The sequence below is a fragment of the Henriciella sp. genome (assembly GCF_029937755.1).
GTDB lineage: Bacteria > Pseudomonadota > Alphaproteobacteria > Caulobacterales > Hyphomonadaceae > Henriciella.
On record NZ_JAPYPG010000005.1, the window covers coordinates 123251 to 147125 of the forward strand.

25 protein-coding genes are annotated in these 23875 nt (G+C 61.2%); 14 read left to right on the forward strand and 11 right to left on the reverse strand.

Annotated elements, in window-relative coordinates; translation table 11 throughout:
• Positions 1-3: 3 nt before the first annotated feature.
• The 4 genes from Q1K29_RS12425 to hppD form a co-directional block, all read right to left on the reverse strand.
• Positions 4-1011 (reverse strand): SDR family oxidoreductase, encoded by a 1008-nt coding sequence (locus Q1K29_RS12425; RefSeq protein WP_300395282.1) that lies wholly within the window; start codon positions 1009-1011, stop codon positions 4-6.
• 167 nt (positions 1012-1178) lie between these two features.
• The gene (locus Q1K29_RS12430) at positions 1179-2957 is read right to left on the reverse strand and encodes a tetratricopeptide repeat protein (protein WP_300395283.1); all 1779 of its coding nucleotides are present in this window, start codon (positions 2955-2957) and stop codon (positions 1179-1181) included.
• Positions 2958-3135: 178 nt separating this feature from the next.
• On the reverse strand, positions 3136-3693 hold the full coding sequence (locus tag Q1K29_RS12435) for a VOC family protein (protein WP_300395285.1): 558 nt from the start codon (positions 3691-3693) through the stop codon (positions 3136-3138).
• On the reverse strand, positions 3693-4799 hold the full coding sequence (hppD, locus tag Q1K29_RS12440) for a 4-hydroxyphenylpyruvate dioxygenase (RefSeq protein WP_300395287.1): 1107 nt from the start codon (positions 4797-4799) through the stop codon (positions 3693-3695). The genes Q1K29_RS12435 and hppD overlap by 1 nt, the downstream gene beginning before the upstream one ends.
• A gap of 79 nt (positions 4800-4878) precedes the next feature.
• Between hppD and Q1K29_RS12445 the strand changes: the two genes are divergently transcribed.
• The 6 genes from Q1K29_RS12445 to Q1K29_RS12470 all read left to right on the forward strand — a co-directional run bounded on the left by Q1K29_RS12445 (position 4879) and on the right by Q1K29_RS12470 (position 10947).
• Positions 4879-5382, forward strand: coding sequence for a MarR family transcriptional regulator (locus Q1K29_RS12445; RefSeq protein ID WP_300395289.1), 504 nt, complete (start codon positions 4879-4881; stop codon positions 5380-5382).
• 34 nt (positions 5383-5416) lie between these two features.
• Complete coding sequence (locus tag Q1K29_RS12450) at positions 5417-6481, forward strand: DUF3137 domain-containing protein (protein WP_300395291.1); 1065 nt, start codon at positions 5417-5419, stop codon at positions 6479-6481.
• Positions 6482-6618: 137 nt separating this feature from the next.
• Entirely contained in the window at positions 6619-8157 is a 1539-nt protein-coding gene (locus tag Q1K29_RS12455; RefSeq protein ID WP_300395293.1) for an exopolysaccharide biosynthesis polyprenyl glycosylphosphotransferase, read from the forward strand.
• A gap of 11 nt (positions 8158-8168) precedes the next feature.
• Complete coding sequence (locus Q1K29_RS12460) at positions 8169-9155, forward strand: glycosyltransferase family A protein (RefSeq protein WP_300395295.1); 987 nt, start codon at positions 8169-8171, stop codon at positions 9153-9155.
• On the forward strand, positions 9155-9940 hold the full coding sequence (locus Q1K29_RS12465; protein WP_300395297.1) for a polysaccharide deacetylase family protein: 786 nt from the start codon (positions 9155-9157) through the stop codon (positions 9938-9940). The genes Q1K29_RS12460 and Q1K29_RS12465 overlap by 1 nt, the downstream gene beginning before the upstream one ends.
• On the forward strand, positions 9937-10947 hold the full coding sequence (locus tag Q1K29_RS12470) for a glycosyltransferase family A protein (protein WP_300395299.1): 1011 nt from the start codon (positions 9937-9939) through the stop codon (positions 10945-10947). The genes Q1K29_RS12465 and Q1K29_RS12470 overlap by 4 nt, the downstream gene beginning before the upstream one ends.
• Here the strand turns inward: Q1K29_RS12470 and Q1K29_RS12475 are convergent.
• From Q1K29_RS12475 to Q1K29_RS12485, 3 genes are all read right to left on the reverse strand, one after another.
• Positions 10882-12222: an O-antigen ligase gene (locus tag Q1K29_RS12475; RefSeq protein ID WP_300395301.1), complete on the reverse strand. Its 1341-nt coding sequence runs from the start codon at positions 12220-12222 to the stop codon at positions 10882-10884. The genes Q1K29_RS12470 and Q1K29_RS12475 overlap by 66 nt on opposite strands.
• Complete coding sequence (locus Q1K29_RS12480; protein WP_300395303.1) at positions 12191-12892, reverse strand: hypothetical protein; 702 nt, start codon at positions 12890-12892, stop codon at positions 12191-12193. Before Q1K29_RS12480 ends, Q1K29_RS12475 begins: the two co-directional genes overlap by 32 nt.
• An 80-nt stretch (positions 12893-12972) precedes the next feature.
• Positions 12973-14484, reverse strand: coding sequence for a Wzz/FepE/Etk N-terminal domain-containing protein (locus Q1K29_RS12485; protein ID WP_300395304.1), 1512 nt, complete (start codon positions 14482-14484; stop codon positions 12973-12975).
• 121 nt (positions 14485-14605) lie between these two features.
• On the opposite strand from Q1K29_RS12485, the gene Q1K29_RS12490 reads away from it, so the two are divergent.
• On the forward strand, positions 14606-15313 hold the full coding sequence (locus Q1K29_RS12490) for a polysaccharide biosynthesis/export family protein (RefSeq protein WP_300395306.1): 708 nt from the start codon (positions 14606-14608) through the stop codon (positions 15311-15313).
• A gap of 28 nt (positions 15314-15341) precedes the next feature.
• Here Q1K29_RS12490 and Q1K29_RS12495 read toward each other — a convergent pair whose 3' ends face one another.
• Positions 15342-15617 (reverse strand): hypothetical protein, encoded by a 276-nt coding sequence (locus Q1K29_RS12495; RefSeq protein WP_300395308.1) that lies wholly within the window; start codon positions 15615-15617, stop codon positions 15342-15344.
• A gap of 320 nt (positions 15618-15937) precedes the next feature.
• Here Q1K29_RS12495 and Q1K29_RS12500 point away from each other — a divergent pair, with 320 nt between their 5' ends.
• The 6 genes from Q1K29_RS12500 (at position 15938) to Q1K29_RS12525 (ending at position 20641) form a co-directional block, all read left to right on the forward strand.
• Positions 15938-16141, forward strand: a complete 204-nt coding sequence (locus Q1K29_RS12500) for a hypothetical protein (protein WP_300395310.1) — start codon at positions 15938-15940, stop codon at positions 16139-16141.
• Between the two features lie 65 nt (positions 16142-16206).
• Entirely contained in the window at positions 16207-16410 is a 204-nt protein-coding gene (locus tag Q1K29_RS12505; RefSeq protein WP_300395311.1) for a hypothetical protein, read from the forward strand.
• A 72-nt stretch (positions 16411-16482) separates the two neighbouring features.
• Positions 16483-17424, forward strand: coding sequence for a 2-oxoglutarate and iron-dependent oxygenase domain-containing protein (locus tag Q1K29_RS12510; protein WP_300395312.1), 942 nt, complete (start codon positions 16483-16485; stop codon positions 17422-17424).
• Positions 17425-17469: 45 nt separating this feature from the next.
• On the forward strand, positions 17470-18639 hold the full coding sequence (locus tag Q1K29_RS12515; RefSeq protein WP_300395313.1) for an MFS transporter: 1170 nt from the start codon (positions 17470-17472) through the stop codon (positions 18637-18639).
• A 68-nt stretch (positions 18640-18707) separates the two neighbouring features.
• Positions 18708-19730, forward strand: coding sequence for an amidohydrolase family protein (locus Q1K29_RS12520; RefSeq protein WP_300395315.1), 1023 nt, complete (start codon positions 18708-18710; stop codon positions 19728-19730).
• Between the two features lie 11 nt (positions 19731-19741).
• Positions 19742-20641 carry a crotonase/enoyl-CoA hydratase family protein gene (locus Q1K29_RS12525; protein WP_300395317.1) on the forward strand — a complete coding sequence of 300 codons (900 nt, stop codon included), beginning with the start codon at positions 19742-19744 and terminating at the stop codon, positions 20639-20641.
• On the opposite strand, the gene Q1K29_RS12530 is transcribed toward Q1K29_RS12525, so the two are convergent.
• The 3 genes from Q1K29_RS12530 to Q1K29_RS12540 are packed head-to-tail and all read right to left on the reverse strand — an operon-like array spanning position 20638 to position 23060.
• Positions 20638-21261 carry a GNAT family N-acetyltransferase gene (locus Q1K29_RS12530; protein ID WP_300395319.1) on the reverse strand — a complete coding sequence of 208 codons (624 nt, stop codon included), beginning with the start codon at positions 21259-21261 and terminating at the stop codon, positions 20638-20640. The two genes, Q1K29_RS12525 and Q1K29_RS12530, sit on opposite strands and share 4 nt — an antisense overlap.
• 3 nt (positions 21262-21264) lie before the next feature.
• Positions 21265-22128 carry a ribokinase gene (locus Q1K29_RS12535; RefSeq protein WP_300395321.1) on the reverse strand — a complete coding sequence of 288 codons (864 nt, stop codon included), beginning with the start codon at positions 22126-22128 and terminating at the stop codon, positions 21265-21267.
• Positions 22125-23060 (reverse strand): nucleoside hydrolase, encoded by a 936-nt coding sequence (locus Q1K29_RS12540; RefSeq protein ID WP_300395323.1) that lies wholly within the window; start codon positions 23058-23060, stop codon positions 22125-22127. Before Q1K29_RS12540 ends, Q1K29_RS12535 begins: the two co-directional genes overlap by 4 nt.
• 103 nt (positions 23061-23163) lie before the next feature.
• Between Q1K29_RS12540 and Q1K29_RS12545 the strand changes: the two genes are divergently transcribed.
• Positions 23164-23871, forward strand: a complete 708-nt coding sequence (locus Q1K29_RS12545; protein WP_300395325.1) for a dienelactone hydrolase family protein — start codon at positions 23164-23166, stop codon at positions 23869-23871.
• Positions 23872-23875 lie beyond the last annotated feature (4 nt).

Here is a 23875-nt window from a genome sequence, read left to right on the forward strand (position 1 = left end):
GCCCTATCTGTCGAGGACCGCCTTGACCATCGGTCCGTAACCGGACCCACCAAGCATGGCGAGCTGTTGCTGGGCAGAGACCTCATTGATCGGAACCTGCGGCTTGGCACGCGGATGGACCGGCCGGCGAAGTGGACGCGTACCCGCCGACATCATCATGATCTCGGCGATTGCTCGCGGGACGTCCATCGGGTCGGTGTCCCCGCCGCCACCGCCACGTTCACCCATTCCGGCAGTAAGCTGCGGATAGCCTTCGAGCAGCGCTTCTGGGGTGCGTGCCTTGAGTTGGGCGGAATAGCGCGCGCCGTTCTCCCAAATCTCCGTTGGATAGCCGCCCGGCTGAATGATCGTAATGTCTATGCCCTTGGCCACGACCTCATAGGCCAACTGCTCGGAGAGGGCCTCCAGCGCAAATTTCGTCGGCGAATACTGTCCGAGTCCCGGAATGATCACCCGGCCCAATTGCGAGGTCACATTGAAGACCTGGCCCTTCCCGGCCTTCCGCATCGCTGGCAGGACCGCGCGGATCATACGTTGAGGGCCGAACACGTTCGTATCGAACATGCGCCGGGTCGCCTCCATATCCATCACTTCGACCGGCGCGGACATCGCAATGCCCGCATTGTTGATCAAAACGTCCAGCTTTCCACCCGTCGCTTCAAGCGCCTGGGCTACACCGGCTTCGACCTGTTCATCGGAGGTGACATCGATCTCGATCACCGTGATGTCGAGGTCTTCCGCCTCGGCCAGCGTTTTCAGTTCTTCCGCTTCAGGCCGGGGCATATCGCGCATGGTCGCAAAGACCTTAGCGCCGAGCCTGGCGTAGTGTTCAGCGCCAAGCCGGCCAAAGCCGGAAGAGGTACCGGTAATGAGGACGGACTTTCCACTGAGGCCATTACCGCTGCCAGCCCCGCCCTCCTGCGCCGAAGCGGCACCAGCCGACAGGGCCATTGCGACCGCGCCGGCGCCCATCATCAGGTGACGGCGGCTGAGGTTGATGGTGTTGGACATGTGGCGCCTCCTATTCGCTGGCCCACACTCTAGGCGAGATGGCACGGCCTGTCATGACGCACTGCCCTCATCATTGCTCATGGAAGGCACGGAGCCTTGTGGCCTATGACGGATGCGGAATCAGGTCTTTTTGGCACTCGCGCACATGCGACCACGCTAGGCAGGTTTCAAAGATCGGCCAGCGTCGGGACCGCATCATCTTCACCGAGCCATGCTTCCTCAAACAGATGGCGGGCATATGCCGCTGACCGTTCGTTCCCAGCTGCTTCATACGTCTCCGCAAGTCCATAAAGGGCGTAGGCATTGTTTGGCGAGTCGATCAGCGTCTTGAAGAATTCGCGTTCCGCCCGATCCGTCTGACCATCCAGCAACAGATAGGCCCCAAGTGTCTGCCGCGTCGGATAATACCACCAGGCCGGCTCAAAATACGGCAGTTGCTGTTGCGCATCAGCTGCCGCTTCCAGACTATGAATGGCCGCACCATACTCGCCTTCAGCGGCGGCCAGGCGGCCTTCCAGCGTCAGGCTGGCGACGTCCACCAGTCCCGGCAGCGGTGCGCCGTACATGGCATAGGTGTCAAAACCCGGCGCATCGCTCAGAGCCTCGAGGGAGGCAAGTTCGCGACTGGCTCTTGCCATCTCCCCCTGCCGGGCGAAGACAACACCACGCGCATAATGCCAGGCCATCCGCATATAAAGATGGGCAGCTGGCGGCTCCTCACGAGCAAGCACATCCTCGTCGGAGCCGAACTGAAGCGCGGTAAACACTTCCGCTGCCGCAACATGCTCGACAAGCGGCGAAGGCGCGTCGGGGTCCATCTCGACAATCTTACCGAGCTTGTCAGCCATCGAGATCGCGGTGTCAGCGTCGCCGCCAAGTTGCGCATTGGCGATCACAAAATGGACATTGTGCGGGTAGTAGACCGCGCCATAAAAGGCCGCATTCTCACTGCTAGCAATGTAGGCCTCATCCGCCGCAATGGCATCGATATTGGCGTCGATCGACTTCTTCCAGCGGCCCAGCCTCAGATAGATGTGGGAAGGCATATGGACGAGGTGGCCGATGCCGAGATCGTGCTGGTGCAGCGTGTCAGCGAACCCTTCAGCACGGAACGGATCGGTCGATGCCTCGGTCGCATGGATGTAGAGATGGATGGACGGCGCGAAGTCGGCATCGATATCGAGCGCCGTTTCCAGAAGTTCGAGCGTTCGTGCCGTGCGCCCCTTCGGAACGCGGGAGCCAGCCTGCCAATAGTCCCATGGCTGGGTGTCCATATTGGCTTCGGCAGCCAAGGCAAGGATCAGCTTGTCATCGGAGTATGTACGCGAGACCACGTCCATCCGGTCAGCGAAGGCAGCGGCATCCTCAACCACCTCTCCGTCCTGTTTACGATACCGTGCCGCCAGCGCGGAAATCAGCGCCGCTTCCTTTTCAGAGGCTGTGTCAGCCAGCTCGGATGCCTTTTCGGCTGCGACCAGTCCGGCTGCCCCGCGCGCGGGCTCAAAGGGAGCGTTGATATTGCTCCCAAAGGCGAAACCTTCTCCCCAGAAACACATCGCGCAAGCGGGGTCCTGCCGCTGGGCCTCGCGGAAGGCGGCGATGGCTTCATCATGGTTGAAGTTCGCCATGTGAGCGAGCCCGGTATCGAACCAGCCCTGGGCGAGATCGCTGTCAGTGGCCACAGGATAATGAAAGTGCGCAACGACATCGTCCGGAAGGGCGAAGGGTTTCCCGTAATCGAAACTGACTTCTGCCAGTGCCGTCGCGGCTGTATCTTGTCCTGAAAGCGGAGCCGTCTTGCCGCCGCAGCGGTTCTGCGAAAGCGTGACCGGATCGACGAAAGTCGGCGTCGGCTCTTCGCTCTCGGTCGCTTCACCGGAAACACATGAGACCAGGCCCGAGACGCAAAGCGCCGCCCCGGCTAACCAGATACGTGAAGTCCCCATCGAAATTCCTCCTGTTACGGAGAAATTGCGCCCATCAGGAAAAATAGTCCACAAGAATAACCTCCGAGGCCCTCAAATATTCGATGGCCCGCTCACAAAAAGCCGCGGGCCATCGAGATATAACGACTTATAACTGCCTGAGCGTATTCAGTATTTACGCTCACTCACAACAGCTGACTCAAGCGGATTCTTCGGCGATCTTTTCATGCAGCCAGGCCGCATGGCGCGGCGCTTTCTTTGTCTGCGCCCACTCGTCCAGCATGTCATAAGCGACAGACTTGAGTTCGCTCATCTGCTCGGGCGTACCGATGTCACAGGCGAGTTCGAGACGGTGGCCGTTCGGATCGAAGAAATAGATCGACTTGAAGATGCCGTGATGGGTCGGCCCGACCACGTCGAGGCCCATATCCTCGGCCCGCTTCTTGGCGTTCATCAGGTCGTCCATCGTCTCAACCTTGAAAGCGATGTGCTGGACCCATTCCGGCGTGTTCTGGTCGCGGTCCATCTCCGGGCTGTTGGGCAGTTCGAAGAAGGCGAGCACATTGCCGTTCCCCGCATCGAGGAAGACGTGCATGTACGGATCGGGCGCGCCGGTGGACGGCACCTTGTCCTCTGCGATGGCAAGCTGGAAGTCCATGCCGAGCAGCTTGTTGTAGAACTCGACCGTCTCCTTCGCGTCCTTGCAGCGATAGGCGACGTGGTGGACGCCGCCCAGCTTGGGGGCAGGTGTGGACATTATGCGTCCTCCTCAACCTTCAGCGTACCACGCTTGATCTGATCGCGCTCCATGGATTCGAACAGGGCCTTGAAGTTACCCTCACCGAAGCCGTCCTCATAGTCACCCACGCGCTGGATGAATTCGAAGAAGACCGGACCGACCTGCGGTTCTGCAAAGATCTGGAGCAGAAGGCGCGGCTGTCCACCCTCGGTCGTGCCATCGAGCAGAAGGCCACGTGCCTTCAGGGCAGCTTCATCACGGCCATGGCCCGGCAGGCGCTCGCTGAGCATCTCGTAATACGTGTCCGGCGGCGGCGTCATCATCGGCACGCCAAGCGCTTTCAGCCGGTCATAGGCTTCGACGAGGTCGTCACAGATGAGCGCGATGTGCTGAATGCCTTCGCCATTATACTCGCGCAGGAACTCCTCGATCTGACCCTTGCCGCCTTCGCCTTCCTCATTGAGCGGGATACGAATCTTGCCGTCCGGCGCCGTCAGCGCCTTGGAGGTGAGGCCGGTATACTCGCCCTTGATGTCGAAGTAGCGGATTTCCTTGAAGTTGAAGAGCGGGCCGTAGAACTCGTCGGCCCAGTATTGCATCCGGCCCTTGTAGACATTGTGCGTCAGGTGGTCGACGCGCTTGAAGCCGGCGCCTTCGGGATACTTCTCGACGCCCGGCAGATATTCGAAATCGATGTCATAGATCGACAGGCCGTCATCGCCTTCATCGGCATAGCGGTCGATGAGATAGATCAGCGAATGGCCGATGCCGCGGATCGCGGGCAGTTTCAGCTCCATCGGGCCGGCGGGCACGTCGCAGGGTTCAGCGCCCTTCTCGAGCAGGTATTCATAGGCCTGTTTGGCATCCTTCACGCGGAAGCCCATGCCGCAGGCGCTCGGCCCGTGCTCACGGGAGAAATAATAGGCCGGCGAACCCTTTTCATAGTTGGTGATCAGGTTGATGCCGCCCTGGCGCCACAACTCGACATCCTTGGAGCGGTGACGGGCCACCTTGGTGAAGCCCATCACTTCGAAGACAGGCTCGAGAACGCCTTTCTCTGGTGCTGAAAACTCAATGAATTCGAAGCCGTCGAGGCCAGCCGGATTTTCAAACAGGTCCGCCATGTGCTTATCCTTGTGCTGTGTGACAGATCCCATAATAGTTGCATTTGCAACTAAATCAACCTCGGAGACCCGATTACGGATGAAGAATTCGACAGACGCCAAGCAGGATCACGCCCAGGACACGCTGAAGCTCGATGGCTTCCTGCCATACCGCCTGTCGGTGCTTTCGAACGCGGTGTCGCGCAAGATTGCCGACATGTATGAGCGGGAGTTCGATATCTCGATCTGGCAGTGGCGGATTATCGCCGTACTCGGCGAGAGTGACGGGCTGACCTCGACTGAGGTTGCCAACCGCACGCTGATGGACAAGCCGGCTGTCAGCCGGGCAGCCGCCAGCCTTACTGAGCGCAACATCATCTCTCGCAAATCCGACCATGCCGACCGGCGCAAGGCCGACCTCCGCCTGACAGCCAAGGGCCGGGACATCTATGATGCCATTATCCCCCGCGCGCTTGCCTATGAGCGTGAACTCCTTGCCTCTCTCTCACCTGAAGAGGCAGGCATGCTTCACGGCTTGCTAACGCGGCTTGCGCATATAGCCTCCCCGGAACGGAATCTCTGGTCGACGCAGGAGGAATCATAGCCCTTCGGCCGGGGTAAATAAGGGGGACAGCAGCATGCAGGCGGCACTCGACATCTATTTCGACAATATCCGGCACAAGCGGCCTGAATTCGAGGCGGCTATTGTTACCTGGCGCGACACGCTGGCGCCGCAACTTGAGCGCTTGGAAGAACAGCGCAAGGCCGTCATCGGCCGCGCCATAAAACGCACGGTGATGGTTGGCGGGATCGTGCTGGTGCTTCTTGCCATCCTGACCTTCGCCATCGGCTTCGAGGTGATGTTCCCGTTCGGCATCTTTGCCGGCATCGTTGTAACTTTCCTTGCCTGCGCAGCGGTCTGGATTCCGGTCTTCTCGATGAAGTCGCAGACCAAGCAGCTCGTCGTGGGGGCAGCATGCGACTGTTTCGGCTTCCAGTATGACACCATGCACGTCGATATGGGCGGCATATCCGGCCTAAAGAGTCTCGCCAGCTGGGCGCAGTCGAACATGTCGAGCTTCAAGGAAATGAACGAGCCGCCGACACCAGCCTTCGACCGGCTGAAAGAGGCCGGCCTCATGCCATCCTATGACAGCCGGAAGTTCGAGGACCTGATCGAAGGCGTGCGCGCCGACGCCAACTTCACCATGGTCGAATGCAAACTCACAGAGCAACAGGGATCCGGCAAGAACCGGCGCACCGTCACTAAATTCCAGGGCCTGCTTTTCAACATCGACTATCCCGAACGCTTCCTCGGACGCACGCTGATCGCCCGCGATGGCTGGTGGAGCTGGGGACGCAAGAATGGCATGCAACAGGTCGATCTTGTCTCGAAGGAGCTGGAAGACGCCTTCACGGTGTATTCCACCGACCAGGTCGAGGCCCGGTCACTGCTCACGCCGGACCGAATGGAACGCCTGATCGCCCTGGAACGCCATTTCAAGGGTGGCAAGCTGCGCGGCATATTCGAGGATGGGCATGTGACCATTGCCCTGGAGGCCAAAAACCAGTTCGAGGCCGGCTCGATCTTCAAGCCGCTGGTTGATCCCGACCGGTTCATCGAAACGCTGACCGAGATCGGTCTGGTCTGTGACCTAATCGACGGGTTCCTCACCCGTGAGTGGTACAAGGACAAGATCTAGGCGCGAGCCCCCTGCGCTCCTTTGCATTCGTGGAGGCGGCGAGCCACGCGATTAGATGAAATTGAACACAGCCCTGAAACGCGATGTTTAGCCTGTTTTGGCAGTATCTGCATTGCATCGACTGGCAGGACTCCCGAATGGCCGAAGGCCTTACCCATTTCAGTGTTCCAGCGAACTCCAATTCCGTGGAGGATACACTCCCGCCACATCCGGCCCCGAAGGCATCTGCCGACCGGGCAAGCCTGACTGAAGCCGCAGAGCGGATTCATCCACGCCATCATGCAATGAACCGGCCGCTGTTGCGGGAAGTGCTGAAGTCTGCCGATCTGGTCCTTGCCTCCTTTGTCGCCTGGCTCGCCCTACATGTGGCGGGCTATGAGTTGCTCTCAGCGCCGGTATCCACCGTCCTCCCCTTCGTCATGATTCCCGTGGCCATAAGCCTTGGCCTGCGCAACGCCGATGCCTACCGTCTGTCCTATTCGCGGCCTGTGACCCAACAGGTGATGCGTGTCTGCCTTGGCGCCGGTCTGGCACTCATTACCCTGACCTTCCTGACCAGCCTGCTCTATCCTGCCCAGCAGACGCGCTGGGTCATGGGGGCGGCCTATCTCGCTTTCGCCTTCACCATAGTGCTGCATGCGCATCTGGTCGTCCTGTTCAAGATCCTGACGCGGCAAGGCGCACTGTCAGAAAATGTGGTCCTCGTTGGCGCGACACCGAACGCCCGCCGACTGCTCCAGCGCAATCACGATACGCGCGAACTCAACATTGTAGGGGTCTTTGACGACCGGCTGTCACGCGCGCCTGTCTCGATGGCCGGTGTGCCGGTGCTCGGACGGCTCGATGACCTGATGAACTGGGACCGTCTGCCCGACATCGACCGCATCATTGTCACCGTGACATCCGATGCGCGGGTCCGTGTCCGGCAGCTGATCGACCGGCTGCGCGTCCTGCCACAACGCGTCGTCCTGTTGCTCGACCTGGAAGGCTTCGACCCGGAAACGGAATCGCTCGCCCGCATTGCCCAGTCGCCAGCGGCCTATGTCTCCGGGGCCCCGGACAATCTGCGCCGGGCTGTTATCAAACGGATGGCAGACCTCGTATTTGCCTCCCTGATGCTGGCCGTGTTCAGTCCCGTCATCCTGCTCACCGCCCTCGCGATCAAGCTGGACAGCCGCGGGCCGGTCTTTTTCCGCCAGAAGCGTCATGGCTTCAACAACCAGGTCATTCGGGTCTGGAAATTCCGATCCATGCTCCACAATCCGAGAGCGGAGGAGCGGATGAGCCACCAGACCGTCCACAAGGATCCGCGCGTGACCCGTGTTGGCCGCTTCATCCGCGCGACGTCGCTCGACGAGCTGCCGCAGCTGATCAATGTCCTGACTGGGGAGATGTCGCTGGTTGGTCCCCGTCCGCACGCCATCGGCATGACGGCCGAGGACGCAGAGGTTCAAGGCCTGGTGAGTGACTATGCCCACCGGCACCGGGTCAAACCCGGCATTACAGGCTGGGCACAGATTAATGGCTCACGAGGTCCGGTCCATTCCCGCGAGGAGGTCCGCGAGCGCGTTCGTCTCGATATGGAGTATGTGAACCGCGCCTCTTTCTGGTTCGATCTGTTTATCCTCTTCGCAACGGCACCATGTTTGCTTGGTGACTGGCGCCGACAGCGATAGGAGATCGCCCGATGCCGGACACGGCCTTTACACTACAGTCCGAAACCGCCGCTTTCAGCGTCGGAAGAACCCATGCTGGCGAGGCCGTCCTGTCGAACGGCATTTCCGGCGAAGCCGCCCTTACCGTCTGCGTCCCCTGCTATCATGACAGCGCCCGCCCCCTGATCGCGACACTGACGCGAATGCCGGATGCGGCCCGCACAACGCTTCTGCTGTTCGATGATGGGTCTGCCGATGACAAGATGACGCGCGAGCTTGCCCGCCAGGTCATGGCCTGGCCGGGGCCGGCGCGACTGCTGACGGCCAAACAGAACAGGGGCCGCTCCCATGCCCGCAACCGCCTTGTGGCAATGGCCGAAACCGACTGGATCCTGTTCATCGATGCAGACATGCGTCCCGACAATGACACGTTCCTGAGCCGATATCTCGAAGCCATTCGCAAGAGCGAGGCGCCGGCTCTTGTGGCGGGCGGATTCACGCTGTGGCAGGTTCAGCCTACACAGCAGACGGCCCTGCATGCCGCTCAATCCGCCGCATCGGAATGCCTGACGGCCGAGGCTCGTTCCCGTGCGCCGGGCCGCTTTGTCTTCACCTCCAACATTCTCGTCCACAAGGACGTGCTGAAGGCCGTCCCCTTCGATGATGGCTTCTCTGGCTGGGGATGGGAGGATGTCGACTGGGGCCTTCGGGTCAGCGAGCGCTTCGACATAAAGCACATCGACAATACCACCACGCATCTTGGCCTCGACACCACGAATGACCTCCTGAAGAAATTCGGCAGCTCCGGCGCCAATTTCGCCCGGCTGGTCGAGCGTCACCCCGAAGCGGCGAAATCCATGCGCCTGTTCCGCATGGCACAGCGCGTAAAGCGTCTGCCACTGGGCGGCTTCTGGAAAGCAACCAGCAAGCTGATGGCCCGCACCACCTGGATGCCCATGAAGGCGCGGCTCATGGCCCTGAAGTTCTATCGCGCCTTCTGCTACAGCGAGCACCTCTGATGACGGCGCAGACGATGGAGGCCTATCAGCCCGACCGCTCGCTGCCCGCAAAGGTCACCCGCCGGCTGACACGCTGGTCGGTTGCAAGTCCGCTGAAGGCCTCACCGCAACGAACGCAGATCTGCTTCACCTTTGACGATTTTCCGAAATCTGCTGCCGATACAGGCGCGGAGATCCTGGATGAGGTCGGCGCAAAGGGCTGCTTTTACGCCTGCACTGGCATGGCGAGCACGACGAATCTCAGCGGCGACCTGTTCGATGCCGATGATTTGAAGGCGCTGACGGCCGGTGGACATGAGATCGGCGCCCATACGCAAACTCATCTTGATTGCGCCCGCTCAGACACCGCCACTGTTCTGGCCGATATCGACACCAATCTCGCACAGCTCGCCGCCATGGGGCTCGAAACGCCTGTCACGCAATTCGCATGGCCCTACGGTGAGACACGCGCCCGGCTGAAGCCGAAGCTCGCCTCGCGCTTCGATGTCGCGCGCGGTGTGCTCGCCGGCCCGAACGGGAAGGGTAGCGACCTGATGCAGCTCTCGGCCTATGAGCTGGACGAAAGCGAAGACAGCGTCGCGCGCGCTACAGCCGCGATTGAGCGGTCAGCCAGGCTTCCGACATGGCTCTTCATCTTCACGCATGACGTTCGTGAACGCCCCAGCCCGTGGGGAACCAGGCCCGACCGGCTGCGCAGGCTTGTGAGGCTTGCTCGCAACACGGGTGCAGAATTGGTCACGCCCTCTATGGCGCTTTCGACAATTCGAGGTAAGGGAGGCGCATGACGAGTCGAGACGTCACTGTTGTCATTCCGACCTACAACCGGCCGGAAAGCCTGCATCGCGCTGTCCAGAGCCTGTTCTGGCAGACCGCCCGCAAGACAGGCTTCAAGGTTCTCGTGGTCGATAACTCACGTGAAGCGACCGCCCGCTTTGCTTTCGATGCGCTGGAAAACCAGGCACCCGATACGCTGCATCTGACCTACCTGCATGCGCCCGAGCCGGGCGTCGCCAATGCGCGCAATGCTGCGATGGATGCACTCACGACGCCGCTGGTCGCTTTTCTGGATGACGACCAGACCGCACCTATCCACTGGCTCGACGGGCTGATCGAAGCATATTCGCGCTATCAGGCGGCGGTTACGTTCGGGCCGGTCATGACGGCCCTTCCCGACGGCATCCATCAGCACCGCGCCTATTTCGAACATTTCTTCGCGCGTGATCCCGGTCTCGAGGATGGCTATATCGACAAGCCATGGGGCTGCGGCAACGCCCTGCTCGATACCCGGCAGATTCCGGGCGCCAAGCCCTGGTTCGATGCGCGGATGAACGAAGTCGGCGGCGAGGATGACGTTCTCTTCGCGCGCATCCGCGAGGGTGGGGGCAAGTTCGCCTGGGCAGAAAACGCACCCGTCTACGAACACCCTTTGCGCCAGCGCCTCTCGCTTTCCTACACGCTTCGCCGGGCGCTCGCCTATGGCCAGGGCCCCTGCACCATGGCGCGCAAGGCGAGCCCGCCGCGCTATGGCAGCCTGTTGATGTGGATGGGAATTGGTACCGTAAAGGCCGCTATTCACGGCACAGCCTGGCTTGCCCTGTGGGTTGTGCGTGACCCGAACCGGGCCTTCCAGCTGGATAAGGCTATACGCGGCCTCGGCAAGATACTGTTCTGGAAGAAGATGCGCTTCTATGGCGCCGCGACAGTGAGGCAGACCGGGCCAATCGTCTCAGCGAGTGCGAACCAGCCCCGCACGGGTGCCGCTCCCGCCGAACCTGCCGCTGCCAATCACTGACTCCTGCAGGGGATGGCCGGGTGCGCGCGCCGACAGGTCTGCCATACTGATCGCGACCTTGGCAGCCACAGCAACATAAACCACCCAGACGATAGTATTCTGCTGCAATGCGATACTCTCAGACAGGCTGAAGAGCAGGAATTGCGCGGCCACACCGAGCGCGAAGATGCCTTCCCAACTGGAAATGGCCAGACGAATGGCACGCGCCAGCAGCAGCAGATAACTCAACATGAAGCCAGCCAGCCCGACCAGTCCAATGGAGAGAGCCGTTTCCAGCCAGCCATTGTGCGCCGTTGGCACGAGCCATTCTGTCGCAAGCCGCACCTTATAGGCCGGCTCGGAGTCGATGCCCCAGAAGGCGCCATAGCCATAGCCGAACCAGGGCCGCGCCGCGATGGCATCCAGTAGCGCAGTCCAGATGTCAGTCCGCCCCGTCAGCGTCGCATCCCGGCCAAGCAGTTCGAAAATGAGCCCCGGCGCAACGATGAGGACGAGCGCCATGGCCCCAACGGCAATGAAACCGATCCAGATGGTCGAGAGCGTCGTCACAACACCGCGCCGCATCCATGCGCCGGTTGCAAGGACGCCAAGCCCCACCAGCAGGCCGAGCAGTGCCGTCTTGGATGTCGACAGGATAACCAGCGCGGCACAGAGCGTGACCGCCCCGCCCCAGACCAGCCGCCATCGCCGGTCCATCACGAGCAGGAAGGCACAGACGAAGCTCGCCCTTGCCATGTGGCCGCCGAGGGCATTCTTTTCCCACCACATACCGCGCCATGCTCCAACGTGAACTTCATCCATGATGGCGATACCCGGCGCAACCACGCCCGATATGAATGAGACGAGCGCCATGAACAGCCAAACCGCGCCGAGTAGTCTCAGCAGTGTCCGCCAGTCGTAGCGCGCAGCGAGGAACAGACCGGCCAAGGTCGTTGCAACGATGGCGATGGCCCGTCGCTCGGTCACTTCCGGATTGATCGACCAGGCCCAGGAAGCACAGGCAAGAATGAGAATGAAGATTAGGAACGGGAGCCGAACCGATATCCGGAAAAGCCGCGGCAGTTCGAACAGGCAGCCAATGACCACAAGACCATAGACAGGCAGCCAGAGCATGCGCAGCAGCGTGCTTTCAGGGTCCGTCTCACTGGCAAAAAGACGCGGTAGCAGGCCTTCAGTGAACATGACGAGGCAGGCGAAGACTGTCGCGTATTCGGCAAAGCGCAGAAGGCTCTGGAGCGGTGTCCTATCCAGCGAGGCGGTCTGCGAAACGGGCATCGCTTCCCATCCTGTTCAGCACCAGGCCTGCTACCTTGCCGCCATGACTGATAATCTCGTCACGCAGGCTGGCGACCTCTTCGGCCCCGGTGGAATCGGCCTCGACGACGATAAAGACCCCATCGGCCTGTGCGGCAAAGGCAAGACCGGCAGGTGAACGGGTCAACGCCGGAGCATCAACCACGATCCAGTCAGCCGCCTGCCGGACCTTCTCCCACCAGCCCGGCCGGGAGCGCAGCTGCACGTGCTGGCCCTTGCGCAGAAGCTCGGTCCGGAACCGCGAAACAAGCAGGCGCGTATTCTCGATCTCATGCACGCTCAGCAGTTTGGGCGATGGCTTCGCCGCCTCACCCGCGGTGCCGGGTTGAGAGACGGAATAAATCGGCTCGGTGCGCAGCGATGCGTCATAGGCCCGGCCCGGTTTGCCAACGCCCCGGGCAAAGCCCTCCTCGAAAGAGGAAAAGGCCGCATTCCGGCGCAGGTCGAGGTCGAGAAGCCAGGTCGATTTCTGGGACTTGCGCGCGGCCAGCAGCGCGAAGGAGGCGGCAATACTGCTCGTCCCCTCGCCTTCGCGCGACGAGATGAACATCACGCACCGGCCACCCGAAGCTGAAGTCAGCCTCGAAGCGGCGCGCCATACACCGTCAATCTGGTCACGAAGGTCTCGCATCGGCCCGCATTCTGTTGAGGATTCGGGCTAACATGCGTCTGGTTAACGCTTTTCTTAACCAAGCGTCATTGAAAGCCGCCTCAGGCCGTGCGTACAGACCCGACAACCGGTAGCCCGATAGTTCGCTCCAGCGAGCGGCTGGTCGTGAAGCCGTTGCGTGTCAGCGCCCTGAGCAGCCCGGCCATCAGGGCCGTGAAGCCCGCAAGAAGGAAGGCAAGTGCAGCGACCGGCAGTTTCAGGCTGGAGCCCTTGATCGGCACACGCGCTGGCTCAAGGACCCGCACACTGTCGGCGGACTGGTTGGAGATCTCCGCGAGCGCGCGCTCCTCGATCTCCCGAGCGGAAAAGTTCTGGACATTGGCTTCCATAAGCGCCTTGCGCCGCTGCAGTTCCTGCCATTCCGGCTGAAGATCGTTGAGGCGTTCAAGGCGTTCTTCGACGCGTGCGAGCTGGCGCTCAAGCTCTGCGCCCTGCAGGGCAAGCGACTGGGCTTCGGCTTCCAGGTTCGCGGCAGATTGCTCGATCTGCTGGTAGACCGGGTTCGGTCCGCGCCGAGTCGTACCGGACAGCCCTTGTCGCGCGTTAAGATACTGCTCCAGCTGTTCAATGCGCGTATCGATGGCCTGCACCGCCCGGGAGTCTGCTGTGTAGCGCGACAGCAATTCCTCGCGCTCCATCTGCAACTCGCTCAACCGCTGGGCGGAGCTGTCCTCGACATAGAGATCCTGCTCGGGGGCCATCCTGGAAAGTTGCTGGTTATAAATGTCGAGCTGCCCCTCGACGGCGCTCGCGCGAGACTGGTTGGTGAGAAGCTCGCCGGAGATCGTTGCATAGAGCTGCTGGGCGGTCTGCCGCTCGCTCTCAAAATCGCCGATCTGGTTGCGCCGGAGGAAGTTGCGGATCTCTTCCTCGACCTTGAGAAGCTCATTCTCGAATTTCTTGCGCTGGTCGCGAAGCGTGTCGGAGCCACCTCCGGAAAACACTTCCGTGCGGTAGTCGAGATAGGCGCCGATGATGGCGTTGAGCAGCTCTGCGGAGAGTGCCGGATCCTCATGGGTGAGCGCTGTGCCGACGATCGGAGACTTTGGTGCTGAACCGGCCTCGAAGGATTTGCGAAGCGCTGCGACACCCTTTTCGAACGTCTGGTCGGCAATGGCATCATGCTCGGACGTGGGCGCCTCGGCCATTTTCTTGTCCATCGCCTCCACCAAATCCGGGAAGACACGCGAGAGCGGAAACCGCTCCAAGGCGCGTTCCGCCACGATAGGGCTGCGAAGAACTTCGATCTCGGCCTGGATCAGCTGCTCCTGTTCCGGGGTTGCGCCAGCGCCTTCCGTACCAACCCTTGGCCTATAGACGCTCTCATCGCCGAGGCGGACATAGAGCCTCGAATTGGCCTCATACGTCTTGGGCATCTGGAAGGCGATGAACAGACCCAGAAGGAAGATTGGCAGAAAGACGAGCACCATAAGCCATTTGGCTCGCCAGAGCTGCAGGACCACCTCACTTGCGCCCATCCAGGGACGACGGCGCACCGCGCCGGACTCGGCGCGGCGCTCGCCTGCCGGTCCCCAGTCTTGCGATGCTGCCATGGGCGTCGATGCTCCGCTGGTTTGGTTACTGTCTGTCCTGACGGACGCCGCTTGATAATTCCTTAAACATTAACACCGAGCCTGAGACCTTGCTGCAGCACATACCTCAGACTGGACGGATATGAGACATTCCCTCCTGCTCCTGCCGCTTGCCGCGCTTGGCGCCTGCCAGAGCGTCGAGCCGGCTCCGACAGAATACTTCCCCGTCGCCGAGTGGCGCCATGAAGATGGTCAGGACCCGGCCTACCTGCTGGCGCCCGGCGATACGATGCAGCTTGTCTTTCATACGGCACCAGAGCTTGATCGCGAGGTCCGCGTCGCTCCAGACGGATCAATCGCCCTGCCTTATGTCGGGTCGATCCGCGCGTCGGCCCGCACAGCCGGAGAACTGCGCATGGATCTTCTGAATGCCTATGCCAGCGAACTGAAAGACCCGGACATCGACGTCATTCCAACCGGCTTCGAGAGCCAGAAGATCTTTGTCGGCGGACAGGTCCAAAGCCCGGGCATGGTCGAACTGCCGGGCCAGATTGATCCGCTGCAGGCGATTATCATGGCAGGCGGCTTTACCGATGGTGCCAAGCCGACCCAGGTCGCCGTTTTGCGGCGCCTGCCGGGTGGCCAGGTCATGTCGGCGGTGTTCGACGTCCGCAAGGGGATCAACGATCCGCGCTATGCAGACTTTACCCCACTCCGGCGCTTCGATGTCGTCTATGTGCCGCGCTCGGCCATTTCCGAAGAGAACCTGCTGATGCAGCAATGGTTCAGGAACTCGCTGCCGATCGACTTCTCGCTCTATTACGATATCGGCGGCGAGCTGCGCCGCTAGGCCGGCAGGCGAACGCCTGCCAGGTTCACTAGTTCATGAGCTGCAGCCAGTCGCGGGCGGACTTGAGCGCCTGCTTGATCTCGTCGCTGGACAGCATATCGGCAATCTGCTGGCGATATTCCCTGGCTTCTTCCGAGCCCTTCATCACAGCGAGATTGAACCATTTGTGTGCGGCGACCATGTCAGCATCCACGCCAACGCCTGTCGAATAGGCGAGACCTACGCGGTAAAGCTCCTCGCCGGTTGCTGTCGATGTGATCCCCGTCTCCGGGGCGACATCCATTGCCATTTCTGAATACGGCATCTGTCTTCTCCATTTTACCCTGAGTCCGCCGGCGCTTCATGCTGCCTTGTACGGACCCTCAAAAAACCATCACGCCACGCCTCGGTGACAGTGCTTAGCGTGCCCCCAGAGCTTTTCGACATGGTTAACGGAAAGAAGCGAAAACCGTCTGTGTGTTAACAGAAATAGCCGCGTCATTAACGTTCGTGTACGGAATTACAGTAATCAGAAGTTTTCGCGTAAAAACGGAATTTCTTGCCCGCCCAGCGAAACACTCATAATCTTGCCGACGCCAACACTGCAAGGAGGGCAAAGTGGAGCAGGACATATCCGCAGGGTTCATGGCAGGGATGGGAATCTTCTATCTCGCCATCGTTATTCTTTTCATCGTCGCCTACTGGAAGATCTGGAGCAAGGCAGGCTTCAGCGGTGCCTGGTCGCTGCTGATGCTGATACCCTTGGTGAACATCATCGCCTTCCTGTATCTGGCTTTCGCCGAATGGCCGGTCCATCGCCAGCTCGCCAATCCGGACGATTTCGGCTAGCGCCAGCAAAGAGCATTGCCAGACAGCGGCGCGGCACGCACCATGACTGCCAGGAGGAAAGACCCATGGTCCTCGGCTTCTGGCTTCTCATGTTCGTGCTCAACCTCGTCGCCTTCTGGCGCATATTCCAGAAAGCGGGCTTCAAGGGCGCCTATGCGCTGATGATGGTCGTGCCCATTTTGAATGTGGTCGGCCTTCTCCTGCTCGCCTTCGTGGAGTGGCCGGTTCACCGGCTCGTCGACTATCTCGATGAAGAGCGCAGGCGCTGAACTGCGCTGCGTCCAAATACCCCTGAGGAAGCCGCTTGGGGGTAAGGGATGTGACGCGTATATTGCCGCGCCATGACAAACCTGTTCGAACCGATCCCGTACGCGCTCTGGAAAGAGGACAAGCAGGCCTTTGCTAACAAGCTTGGCCGCTCCTTTCGCGAGACGGGCTTTGCCGTCATCACCGGGCACCCGGTCGATGAGGCCGTGATCGCACGCGCCAACGACGCTGCGAAGGACTTCTTCAAGCTGCCGGAAGACGTGAAGGAAAAATACCACGACGCCGAAGGCGGGCGCCAACGCGGCTATACCCCGTTCGGCACCGAGAACGCCAAGGGCCAGAAGCAGGCCGACCTCAAGGAATTCTGGCATACCGGCCGCAAGCTGCCGACGGACTCGAAATACCGCGCCACGATGAAGGACACGCCCTTTGTCGACGAGGTGCCGGACTTCGATGCTGCGACCTATGCCTTCTACGAAGAGATGGACAGTTTCGGACGCGACCTTCTGGCCGCCGTCGCGCTGCATCTGGACCTCCCGGAAGACTGGTTCGAGGACAAGGTTGAAAGCGGCAACTCCATCCTGCGCCTGCTTCACTATCCGCCGCAGAAAAACCCACCGCCCAAAGGCACGGTGCGTGCCGCCGCCCATGAGGACATCAATGTCATCACGCTCCTGCTCGGTGCCGAAGAGGCCGGGCTGGAAGCCTGGCACCGCTCCGGCCAATGGTTGAGCGTGAACCCGCCGCCTGGGTCTCTCGTCATCAATTGCGGTGACATGCTACAGCGCCTCACCGGCGGTGTTCTGCCCTCAACGACGCACCGCGTCGTGAACCCCGAACCGGAACGAGCCAAATTCCCTCGCTATTCAACGCCCTTCTTCCTGCACTTCAATCAGGATTTCCTGATCGAGCAGCTGCCGCAATGCCTGGAAGAAGGCGGCAAGAAACAGCCGCCAATCACGGCGCAGGATTACCTGATGGAGCGCCTGCGTGAGATCGGGCTGGTGAAGGCCTAACACCCCCTCCAAATTTCCGTGGCCGCTCCTTATACTGGTCAGCACATGACCTGGGGCAAACACATCGCCATTGCCGGTTTCGGTGCGACCGCGATCGCATTCGGGCCGGCGCGCATGGGTTTTGGCCTGTTTCTTCCGGAACTGCGCCAGGCGTTCAGCTTGTCCACCTCGCTTGCCGGCGCGATTGCCAGTGCCGGCCTGCTCGCCTTCCTGCTGGCCTTGCCCCTTACCGCCTGGATGGTCCGGCGCGCCAACCCGAAGCTACCGGTGATCGCCGGTACCCTGTCTGCATCAATTGGTTTTCTGGCTGTGGCGACGGCGACAGGGCCGCTTCAACTTCTGGCCGGCATCCTGTTTGCCAGCACCAGCGCAGGACTATGCTGGGCGCCTTTCAACGGTGCCGCCGAGCGTTTCATCTCACAGAAATCGCAAGCCAGCGTGCTGGCCGTAATCGCCTCAGGGACAAGCGTCGGCATCCTGTTCGCGGCCGTGCTCGCCCTGTGCGTAACCTACGAGATTTTCTCATGGCGCTATGCGTGGGGCGCGTTCTCGATGGCCGCGCTGCTCATCGCCCTTGCTGCCTTTTTCGAGATGCCTTCGCCTTCGCAGCAACAGACAACAGGACCTGAAGGCCGGTTCCCCCGGCTTGCCCGGTACAATGCCGCCCCCCTTTATCTGGCTGCCCTCGCCTTCGGCGCCACGAACGCCGTCTATTTTTCTTTTGCGGCTGACCGTGTGGTCGCCGCCGGAGGATTGCCAGGCCTTCGTGAAGGCGCGGCCGCAGCCGTCGTATTCCTGAGCTATGGCGCCTTCGGCATCCTCGGCACACTGACCGGCCGGGCGGAAGCGGCGACCGGAATGGGCTGGCTGCTTCGCATGGTCTTTGCCGCTGCTGCGCTGTCTCTCCTCCTTATCGCTTTTGCGCCGCAATCCTGGAGCTCCGTCATTCTCTCAGCAGGCCTGCAGGGGGCTGCCCTGATGGCGGCGAGCTCGATTTTCTCGCTGTGGAGTCTTCGGCTTTTTCCCGGCAACGGCACGACCGGTTTCCTCGCAGCGCTCGTCGGCCTTGCTGCCGGAAGCGTACTGGGACCGGCCATTGCCGGCCTTCTCGAACAGCCGGTCGGGCCCCAGGGCATGTTCCTGATCGCGAGCGTGCCCGTCCTGCTTCTCGCGCTCTGGCCAGGAAAACTGGTGAGCATCAAGGGCTTGCCATAAGGGTCTCTTCCGCCTGACATAGCGCCAAGAGGCTTTCGAGAAGAAGCCCGCTGCAGGGAGGAGATACCATGTTCGACAATGACGAATGGCTGAACCAGGTTCGCGAGGAGGTCGTCGATCCGGACCGTGAGATTGTCGATCCGCACCATCACCTATGGCCGAAAGGCAATGCGCGCGGCATCGTCTACGACCTTGAGGATCTGTGGCGCGATACCGAAGACGGTCACAAGGTTACCCAGACCATCTTCATGGAATGCGGCGCGGCTTATCGCACGGATGGACCGGAGCATCTGAAACCCGTCGGCGAAACCGAGTTCGTGGCAGCCGCCGCAGCGCGCTCGGCAGCAGATGCAGGAAAGGCCACGATCGCGGCCCTGGTGGCGCATGCCGATCTCCGCCTACCGCTTGCCCAATTGGATGAAATCCTGGACGCCCATATCGAGGCGGCGAATGGACTCTTCCGCGGCATCCGGCATTCCGGACCGTTCGACAAGGCAGGCCAAACGTTCCGCATCCCGCCGCGCGCTCCCGAGGGGCTTTACCGTAACGAAGACTTCAGGCGCGGCGTCGCCCACCTCGGCAAGCGCGGGCTCACCTACGATACATGGAATTATCACCATCAGCTGCGCGACTTAGCCGATCTGGCCGCTGCCGTGCCGGGCACGACGATGATCCTCGACCATTTCGGCACCCCGCTTGGGGTCGGTCCATATGAAGGCAAGCGGGAAGAGAATTTCGAACAGTGGAAAGACGATATCGCCGCTGTCGCTGAAAACCCCAACCTCCATGCCAAGATTGGCGGGCTCGCCATGCCCGATAACGGCTTCGGATGGCATGAGCGCGCGACCCCTCCGACCTCGGACGAGTTTGTTGAGGCGCAGGCGAAGTACTACTACCACACGATCAAATGCTTTGGACCACAGCGATGCATGTTTGAAAGCAACTTCCCGGTGGACCGGCTCTCCATCGGCTATCGCGTCCTCTGGAACGGGCTGAAGAAGATTGCCGCCGACTACTCCGACGAGGAGCAGACCGCGATGTTCTCGGACGTCGCACGCAAGGTTTATCGCGTCGATCCGCCTGCCATTTGAGGAGAAGCCCCATGTTCGATGAAATCATTTACGAGGCCGAGAACGGCCGTGCCCGTATCACGCTCAACCGGCCGGACAAGCTCAATGCGCTGACTTTGAAGATGCAGGCCGAGCTATCAGAGGCCCTGTGGCACGCCGACAATGATCGCGCGGTCCATTGCGTCATCATAAGGGGAGCAGGCCGGGGCTTCTCCGCCGGTTATGATCTGGCGGGGGCGGCCAGGGTCCCTGTTTCCAGGCTGGACTCCTCGACAGACAAACCGCGCGGTGGCCGCTCGGTCGACGACGATATCTGGCAGCTCGAGCGCGCGCAGCGCTACCGGATGGCGATCTTCGACATGCACAAGCCCGTGATTGCCCAGATCCATGGCCCCTGCGTGGCAGGAGGAACGGACATTGCGTTGCTCTGCGACATGGTGATCATCGCTGAAGATGCGACGGTGTCGTTTCCGGCAGGCCGCAATCTCGGCGCGCTCCCGAACCAGATGTGGCTGTATCATGTCGGCCCGCAGTGGACGAAACGGCTGATGCTGACGGGCGACTCCATTACCGGAAAGGAAGCCGCCCAGCTTGGCTTTGCCATGAAAGCGGTTCCCGCCGATGTGCTGGAAGCGGAAGCTGAAGGACTTGCCGACCGGATAGTCCTGATCGATCCGGACATCCTTGCCGCCAACAAACGCGCCATCAATCTCGGCATGGAGCTGATGGGCGCGCGAACGATGCAGCGCCTTGCCGTCGAGAATGATGCACGCGGTCATCAGGCAGCGTCGGCGCATGCCTTCGTCAAACGCGTCGGCGAAGCTGGACTGAAGCAGGCCCTTCACGAGCGCGATTCCCACTTTGGCGATGGCCGGGCCAAGGTCAACGGGCCGGAACGACGCGATCCAAAGGGCAACCTGATCGAGGACTAGGCTTGCGTGCCAAACCGCGAGAGCCACGCCTCCCTCTCGACTTCCCAGACCTGTGAGGTTCGGGTGGAGCCATCAGGGCGAAGGCTTTCAATGTCGCCCTTGTACTCAAGCCCCGTCTTGCGGAAAAGGCTCTGTATACGGATGTTGTCGAGCGCGGTGGTGTTGCAGATCAGCTCAAGACCCAGCGCCTCGAACATCCAGGTGAACGTCGCCGTCATGCCGGCACCCCCCTGCCCCCGGTTCTGCCGGTCCGGGCGTATCGCACCTGCAATTTCGCCCGCCCCCCATTGCGGCCAGACCTGAATGTCGGAATAGCCGGAAATCTCACCCGCCTCATCAAGTGTCAGGAAGAGAAGGCCTTCACCGGCTTCGCGTGTCGCGATCTTGCTGTCGATAAAGGTCTGCACCGAGGCGAGTGTCAGAGGTTTCGGCAGAGAATAGATCCAGCCATGCACATCCGGATGCAGCAGAAAAGCGAGAAAGGCGTCAGCGTCGGACGGCGTCGCTAACCGTGTCCGGGCCCCCGTGGAGGGGGGCGGCCCGGCCGAGCGAACCTTCTGCCTGATCTCTGTCTCCTTTTGGGCGGAGACACGGGTCTTCGTGAATGGCAGGTCGCTCATCGCTCACGCCTTGTCTTGCAGAAACGCCTCGACGTCCTTTCGCCAAGGGAGGCTAGGCTGTGCGCCTTCCTTCGTCACCGCAAGGGCTGCCGCACCGGAAGCAAAGCGCAGCGCAGCACCTTCTTCCATGCCCTCCGCCAACGCCACGGCAAGCGCGCCGCAGAACGTATCGCCAGCCCCGACCGTATCGATGACCGGAACCGCATAGACCGGCATCCGCGCGACCTCCTTGCCAGCACGGTAGAGAACGGCTCCCTCCCGGCCGAGCGTCTTGGCCACCATGCCCTCACCGCGATACAGCGCATCACCATAGAATTCGGCCTCGCCCTCGTTGACAATCAGCAGGTCGGCGCGCTCCAGAAGCCCGGCCGGAACAGGCAAGGCAGGCGCGAGATTGATCGCAAACAGTTTCGTATCGATGCGGCTGGCAGCTTCTACTGCGGCCACAGGCACTTCGAGCTGGCAGAGCACGGCATCGGCGGGGCCGACGCCTTCGACATCTCTCGGTTCAAGCTTACCGTTAGCCCCGCTTGCCACCACAATCTGGTTCTCGCCCTCGGCATCGACGGCGATCAGGGCAACGCCCGTGGCTGCCTCTTCATCCACGACGAGATGCGACAGATCCACGCCGTCCTCTCTCAGGAGAGCAAGCGCGGCCTCGGCATGGGCATCCTTGCCAACCCGCGCGATCATCGAAACCACCGCTCCGAGCCGCCTCGCCGCAAGCGCCTGGTTGGCGCCCTTTCCGCCCGGATACTTGGCAAAGCGTGCACCAGTCACTGTCTCCCCCGGCGCAGGAAGACGGTCGCATGCCGCAACGAGATCGAGATTGACCGACCCCACCCCAATGATCCGTACACCACTCATTCCCCGAACCTCGCAAGCTGACCGAGCATCTCTGAAAAGACTGCATCGGCATCGGCCTGATTGTACCACAGGACGTGACCGTCTTCGCGATAGTCCGGCACGGTCTTCCCGAAACGCTCGCCTGTTTCCGTGACCACACTGACTGTGGCTTGAGGTCCCTCGAACAGGTCCGGCCGCAACAGGCAGAGAATAGTGGACGGGTCATGCAGCGGCGCCACTCGGGCTTTCGCCTTTTCCTCAAGCCGGTTCGAGGCGGCGAGCAGGTCAGCGGCAGCCCTGGCCTGTTTCGATCCGAGCGCGCGTACGCGCTCGACCTGATCATCGGTGGTACGGATCTGGTGGGTCACATCGAGGTTCAGCACGCGCGTGGGAATTCCACTCTGGAATACCGACTGGGCGGCGTGTGGATCGGCGAAGACGTTGAACTCTGCATGCGAGGTAATGTTGCCGCCCTCGCTGTCGGCCCCGCCCATCACCACGATTTCCTTGAGACCCTCGCGGATGTCCGGCGCCATAGTGAGCGCCAGGGCGACATTCGTCATCGGACCCGTAACCACAAGCGTAATTGGAAAGCCCTTGGCCGTGCGCAGGGTGCGCACAAGGAAGTTGACCGCATTCGCCCGCGATGGCCGCACGCGAGGCTTCGGGAAGGGAATGTTTCCAAGCCCGGTCGAACCATGAAAGTCCTCTGCGGTTACCGGGTCACGCAAAAGCGGCACGGGCGCCCCACCGCAGACCGGCACGTCCCGGCCGCGCCCGGCAAGCTCCCGGATGATGCGGGCGTTCCGGAGCGTCAGCTCGGCAGGGACATTCCCGGCCACGGTCGTAATGCCGACCACGTCCATCATGTCGGAGGCAGCAAAAGCGACGAGAAGCGCAACCGCGTCGTCGAGACCGGGGTCGCAATCGATGATAATCTGGCGTTTCCTCATTGTTTCACAACAAGAAACCAGTCCGTCAGTTCCGGCAAGGGCTGGCCGTCAGGCGTTCAGGCCCCTAAGTGTGTTGGCAGCAAGACGAAGGAGACATCAGACAATGGGTATTTCAACGAAATCGCTAGAATACGAAGCCGGCGGCCAGACCTATGAGGGCTTTCTCGCCATGCCGGAAGGGACGCCGAAAGCGGTTGTCGTGATTGTCCATGCGTGGGGCGGTCAAAGCGAGTTCGACCATGATAAGGCCAAGCTTATGGCCGAGTGGGGTTATGCCGGCTTTGCCGTGGATGTCTTCGGCAAGGGCAAGCGGGGCGAGACCAAGGAAGAGTGCCAGGCGCTGATCGAGCCACTGGTATCAAACCGTTCTGAACTGCAGAACCGGCTGAAGCTCAGCCTTGAGGCCGCGAAGAAGGAGTCCGGCTGCGACAAGGCGGCGGCCATCGGCTTCTGCTTCGGCGGGCTGTGCGTCCTCGACATGGCGCGCACCGCCATGGACGTCCAGGGCGTTGCGTCTTTCCACGGCCTGCTGGGCGCACCGGGTAATACAGACGGCAAGACAACGGATGTGAAAGTGCTTGTCCTGCATGGCTGGGACGATCCGATGGCCACGCCCGAAGATTTCATGGCCTTCACCAAGGAAATGGATACCGCAAAGGCTGACTGGCAGGTCCACGCCTATGGCGGCACGATGCACGCCTTCACCAATCCCGACGCCAACGATCCAGACTTCGGCACCGTCTACAGCCCGGACGCCGAGCGCCGCTCGCTGGCTTCCCTGAAGGACTTCCTCGGCGAGCTTTACAGCTAGAAGC

Bases quoted from the DNA above. Each gene is read 5' to 3' on its own strand.
- Q1K29_RS12500 (WP_300395310.1), top strand. From the start codon at position 15,938: ATGGCAGGGATGGGAATCTTCTATCTCGCCATCGTTATTCTTTTCATC.
- Q1K29_RS12525 (WP_300395317.1), top strand. From the start codon at position 19,742: ATGTTCGATGAAATCATTTACGAGGCCGAGAACGGCCGTGCCCGTATC.
- Q1K29_RS12460 (WP_300395295.1), top strand. From the start codon at position 8,169: ATGCCGGACACGGCCTTTACACTACAGTCCGAAACCGCCGCTTTCAGC.
- Q1K29_RS12520 (WP_300395315.1), top strand. From the start codon at position 18,708: ATGTTCGACAATGACGAATGGCTGAACCAGGTTCGCGAGGAGGTCGTC.
- Q1K29_RS12450 (WP_300395291.1), top strand. From the start codon at position 5,417: ATGCAGGCGGCACTCGACATCTATTTCGACAATATCCGGCACAAGCGG.
- Q1K29_RS12505 (WP_300395311.1), top strand. From the start codon at position 16,207: ATGGTCCTCGGCTTCTGGCTTCTCATGTTCGTGCTCAACCTCGTCGCC.
- Q1K29_RS12495 (WP_300395308.1), bottom strand. From the start codon at position 15,617: ATGCCGTATTCAGAAATGGCAATGGATGTCGCCCCGGAGACGGGGATC.
- Q1K29_RS12485 (WP_300395304.1), bottom strand. From the start codon at position 14,484: ATGGCAGCATCGCAAGACTGGGGACCGGCAGGCGAGCGCCGCGCCGAG.
- Q1K29_RS12510 (WP_300395312.1), top strand. From the start codon at position 16,483: ATGACAAACCTGTTCGAACCGATCCCGTACGCGCTCTGGAAAGAGGAC.
- Q1K29_RS12480 (WP_300395303.1), bottom strand. From the start codon at position 12,892: ATGCGAGACCTTCGTGACCAGATTGACGGTGTATGGCGCGCCGCTTCG.
- Q1K29_RS12455 (WP_300395293.1), top strand. From the start codon at position 6,619: ATGGCCGAAGGCCTTACCCATTTCAGTGTTCCAGCGAACTCCAATTCC.
- Q1K29_RS12425 (WP_300395282.1), bottom strand. From the start codon at position 1,011: ATGTCCAACACCATCAACCTCAGCCGCCGTCACCTGATGATGGGCGCC.
- hppD (WP_300395287.1), bottom strand. From the start codon at position 4,799: ATGGCGGACCTGTTTGAAAATCCGGCTGGCCTCGACGGCTTCGAATTC.
- Q1K29_RS12540 (WP_300395323.1), bottom strand. From the start codon at position 23,060: ATGAGGAAACGCCAGATTATCATCGATTGCGACCCCGGTCTCGACGAC.
- Q1K29_RS12435 (WP_300395285.1), bottom strand. From the start codon at position 3,693: ATGTCCACACCTGCCCCCAAGCTGGGCGGCGTCCACCACGTCGCCTAT.
- Q1K29_RS12530 (WP_300395319.1), bottom strand. From the start codon at position 21,261: ATGAGCGACCTGCCATTCACGAAGACCCGTGTCTCCGCCCAAAAGGAG.
- Q1K29_RS12490 (WP_300395306.1), top strand. From the start codon at position 14,606: ATGAGACATTCCCTCCTGCTCCTGCCGCTTGCCGCGCTTGGCGCCTGC.
- Q1K29_RS12465 (WP_300395297.1), top strand. From the start codon at position 9,155: ATGACGGCGCAGACGATGGAGGCCTATCAGCCCGACCGCTCGCTGCCC.
- Q1K29_RS12545 (WP_300395325.1), top strand. From the start codon at position 23,164: ATGGGTATTTCAACGAAATCGCTAGAATACGAAGCCGGCGGCCAGACC.
- Q1K29_RS12430 (WP_300395283.1), bottom strand. From the start codon at position 2,957: ATGGGGACTTCACGTATCTGGTTAGCCGGGGCGGCGCTTTGCGTCTCG.
- Q1K29_RS12535 (WP_300395321.1), bottom strand. From the start codon at position 22,128: ATGAGTGGTGTACGGATCATTGGGGTGGGGTCGGTCAATCTCGATCTC.
- Q1K29_RS12445 (WP_300395289.1), top strand. From the start codon at position 4,879: ATGAAGAATTCGACAGACGCCAAGCAGGATCACGCCCAGGACACGCTG.
- Q1K29_RS12515 (WP_300395313.1), top strand. From the start codon at position 17,470: ATGACCTGGGGCAAACACATCGCCATTGCCGGTTTCGGTGCGACCGCG.
- Q1K29_RS12470 (WP_300395299.1), top strand. From the start codon at position 9,937: ATGACGAGTCGAGACGTCACTGTTGTCATTCCGACCTACAACCGGCCG.
- Q1K29_RS12475 (WP_300395301.1), bottom strand. From the start codon at position 12,222: ATGCCCGTTTCGCAGACCGCCTCGCTGGATAGGACACCGCTCCAGAGC.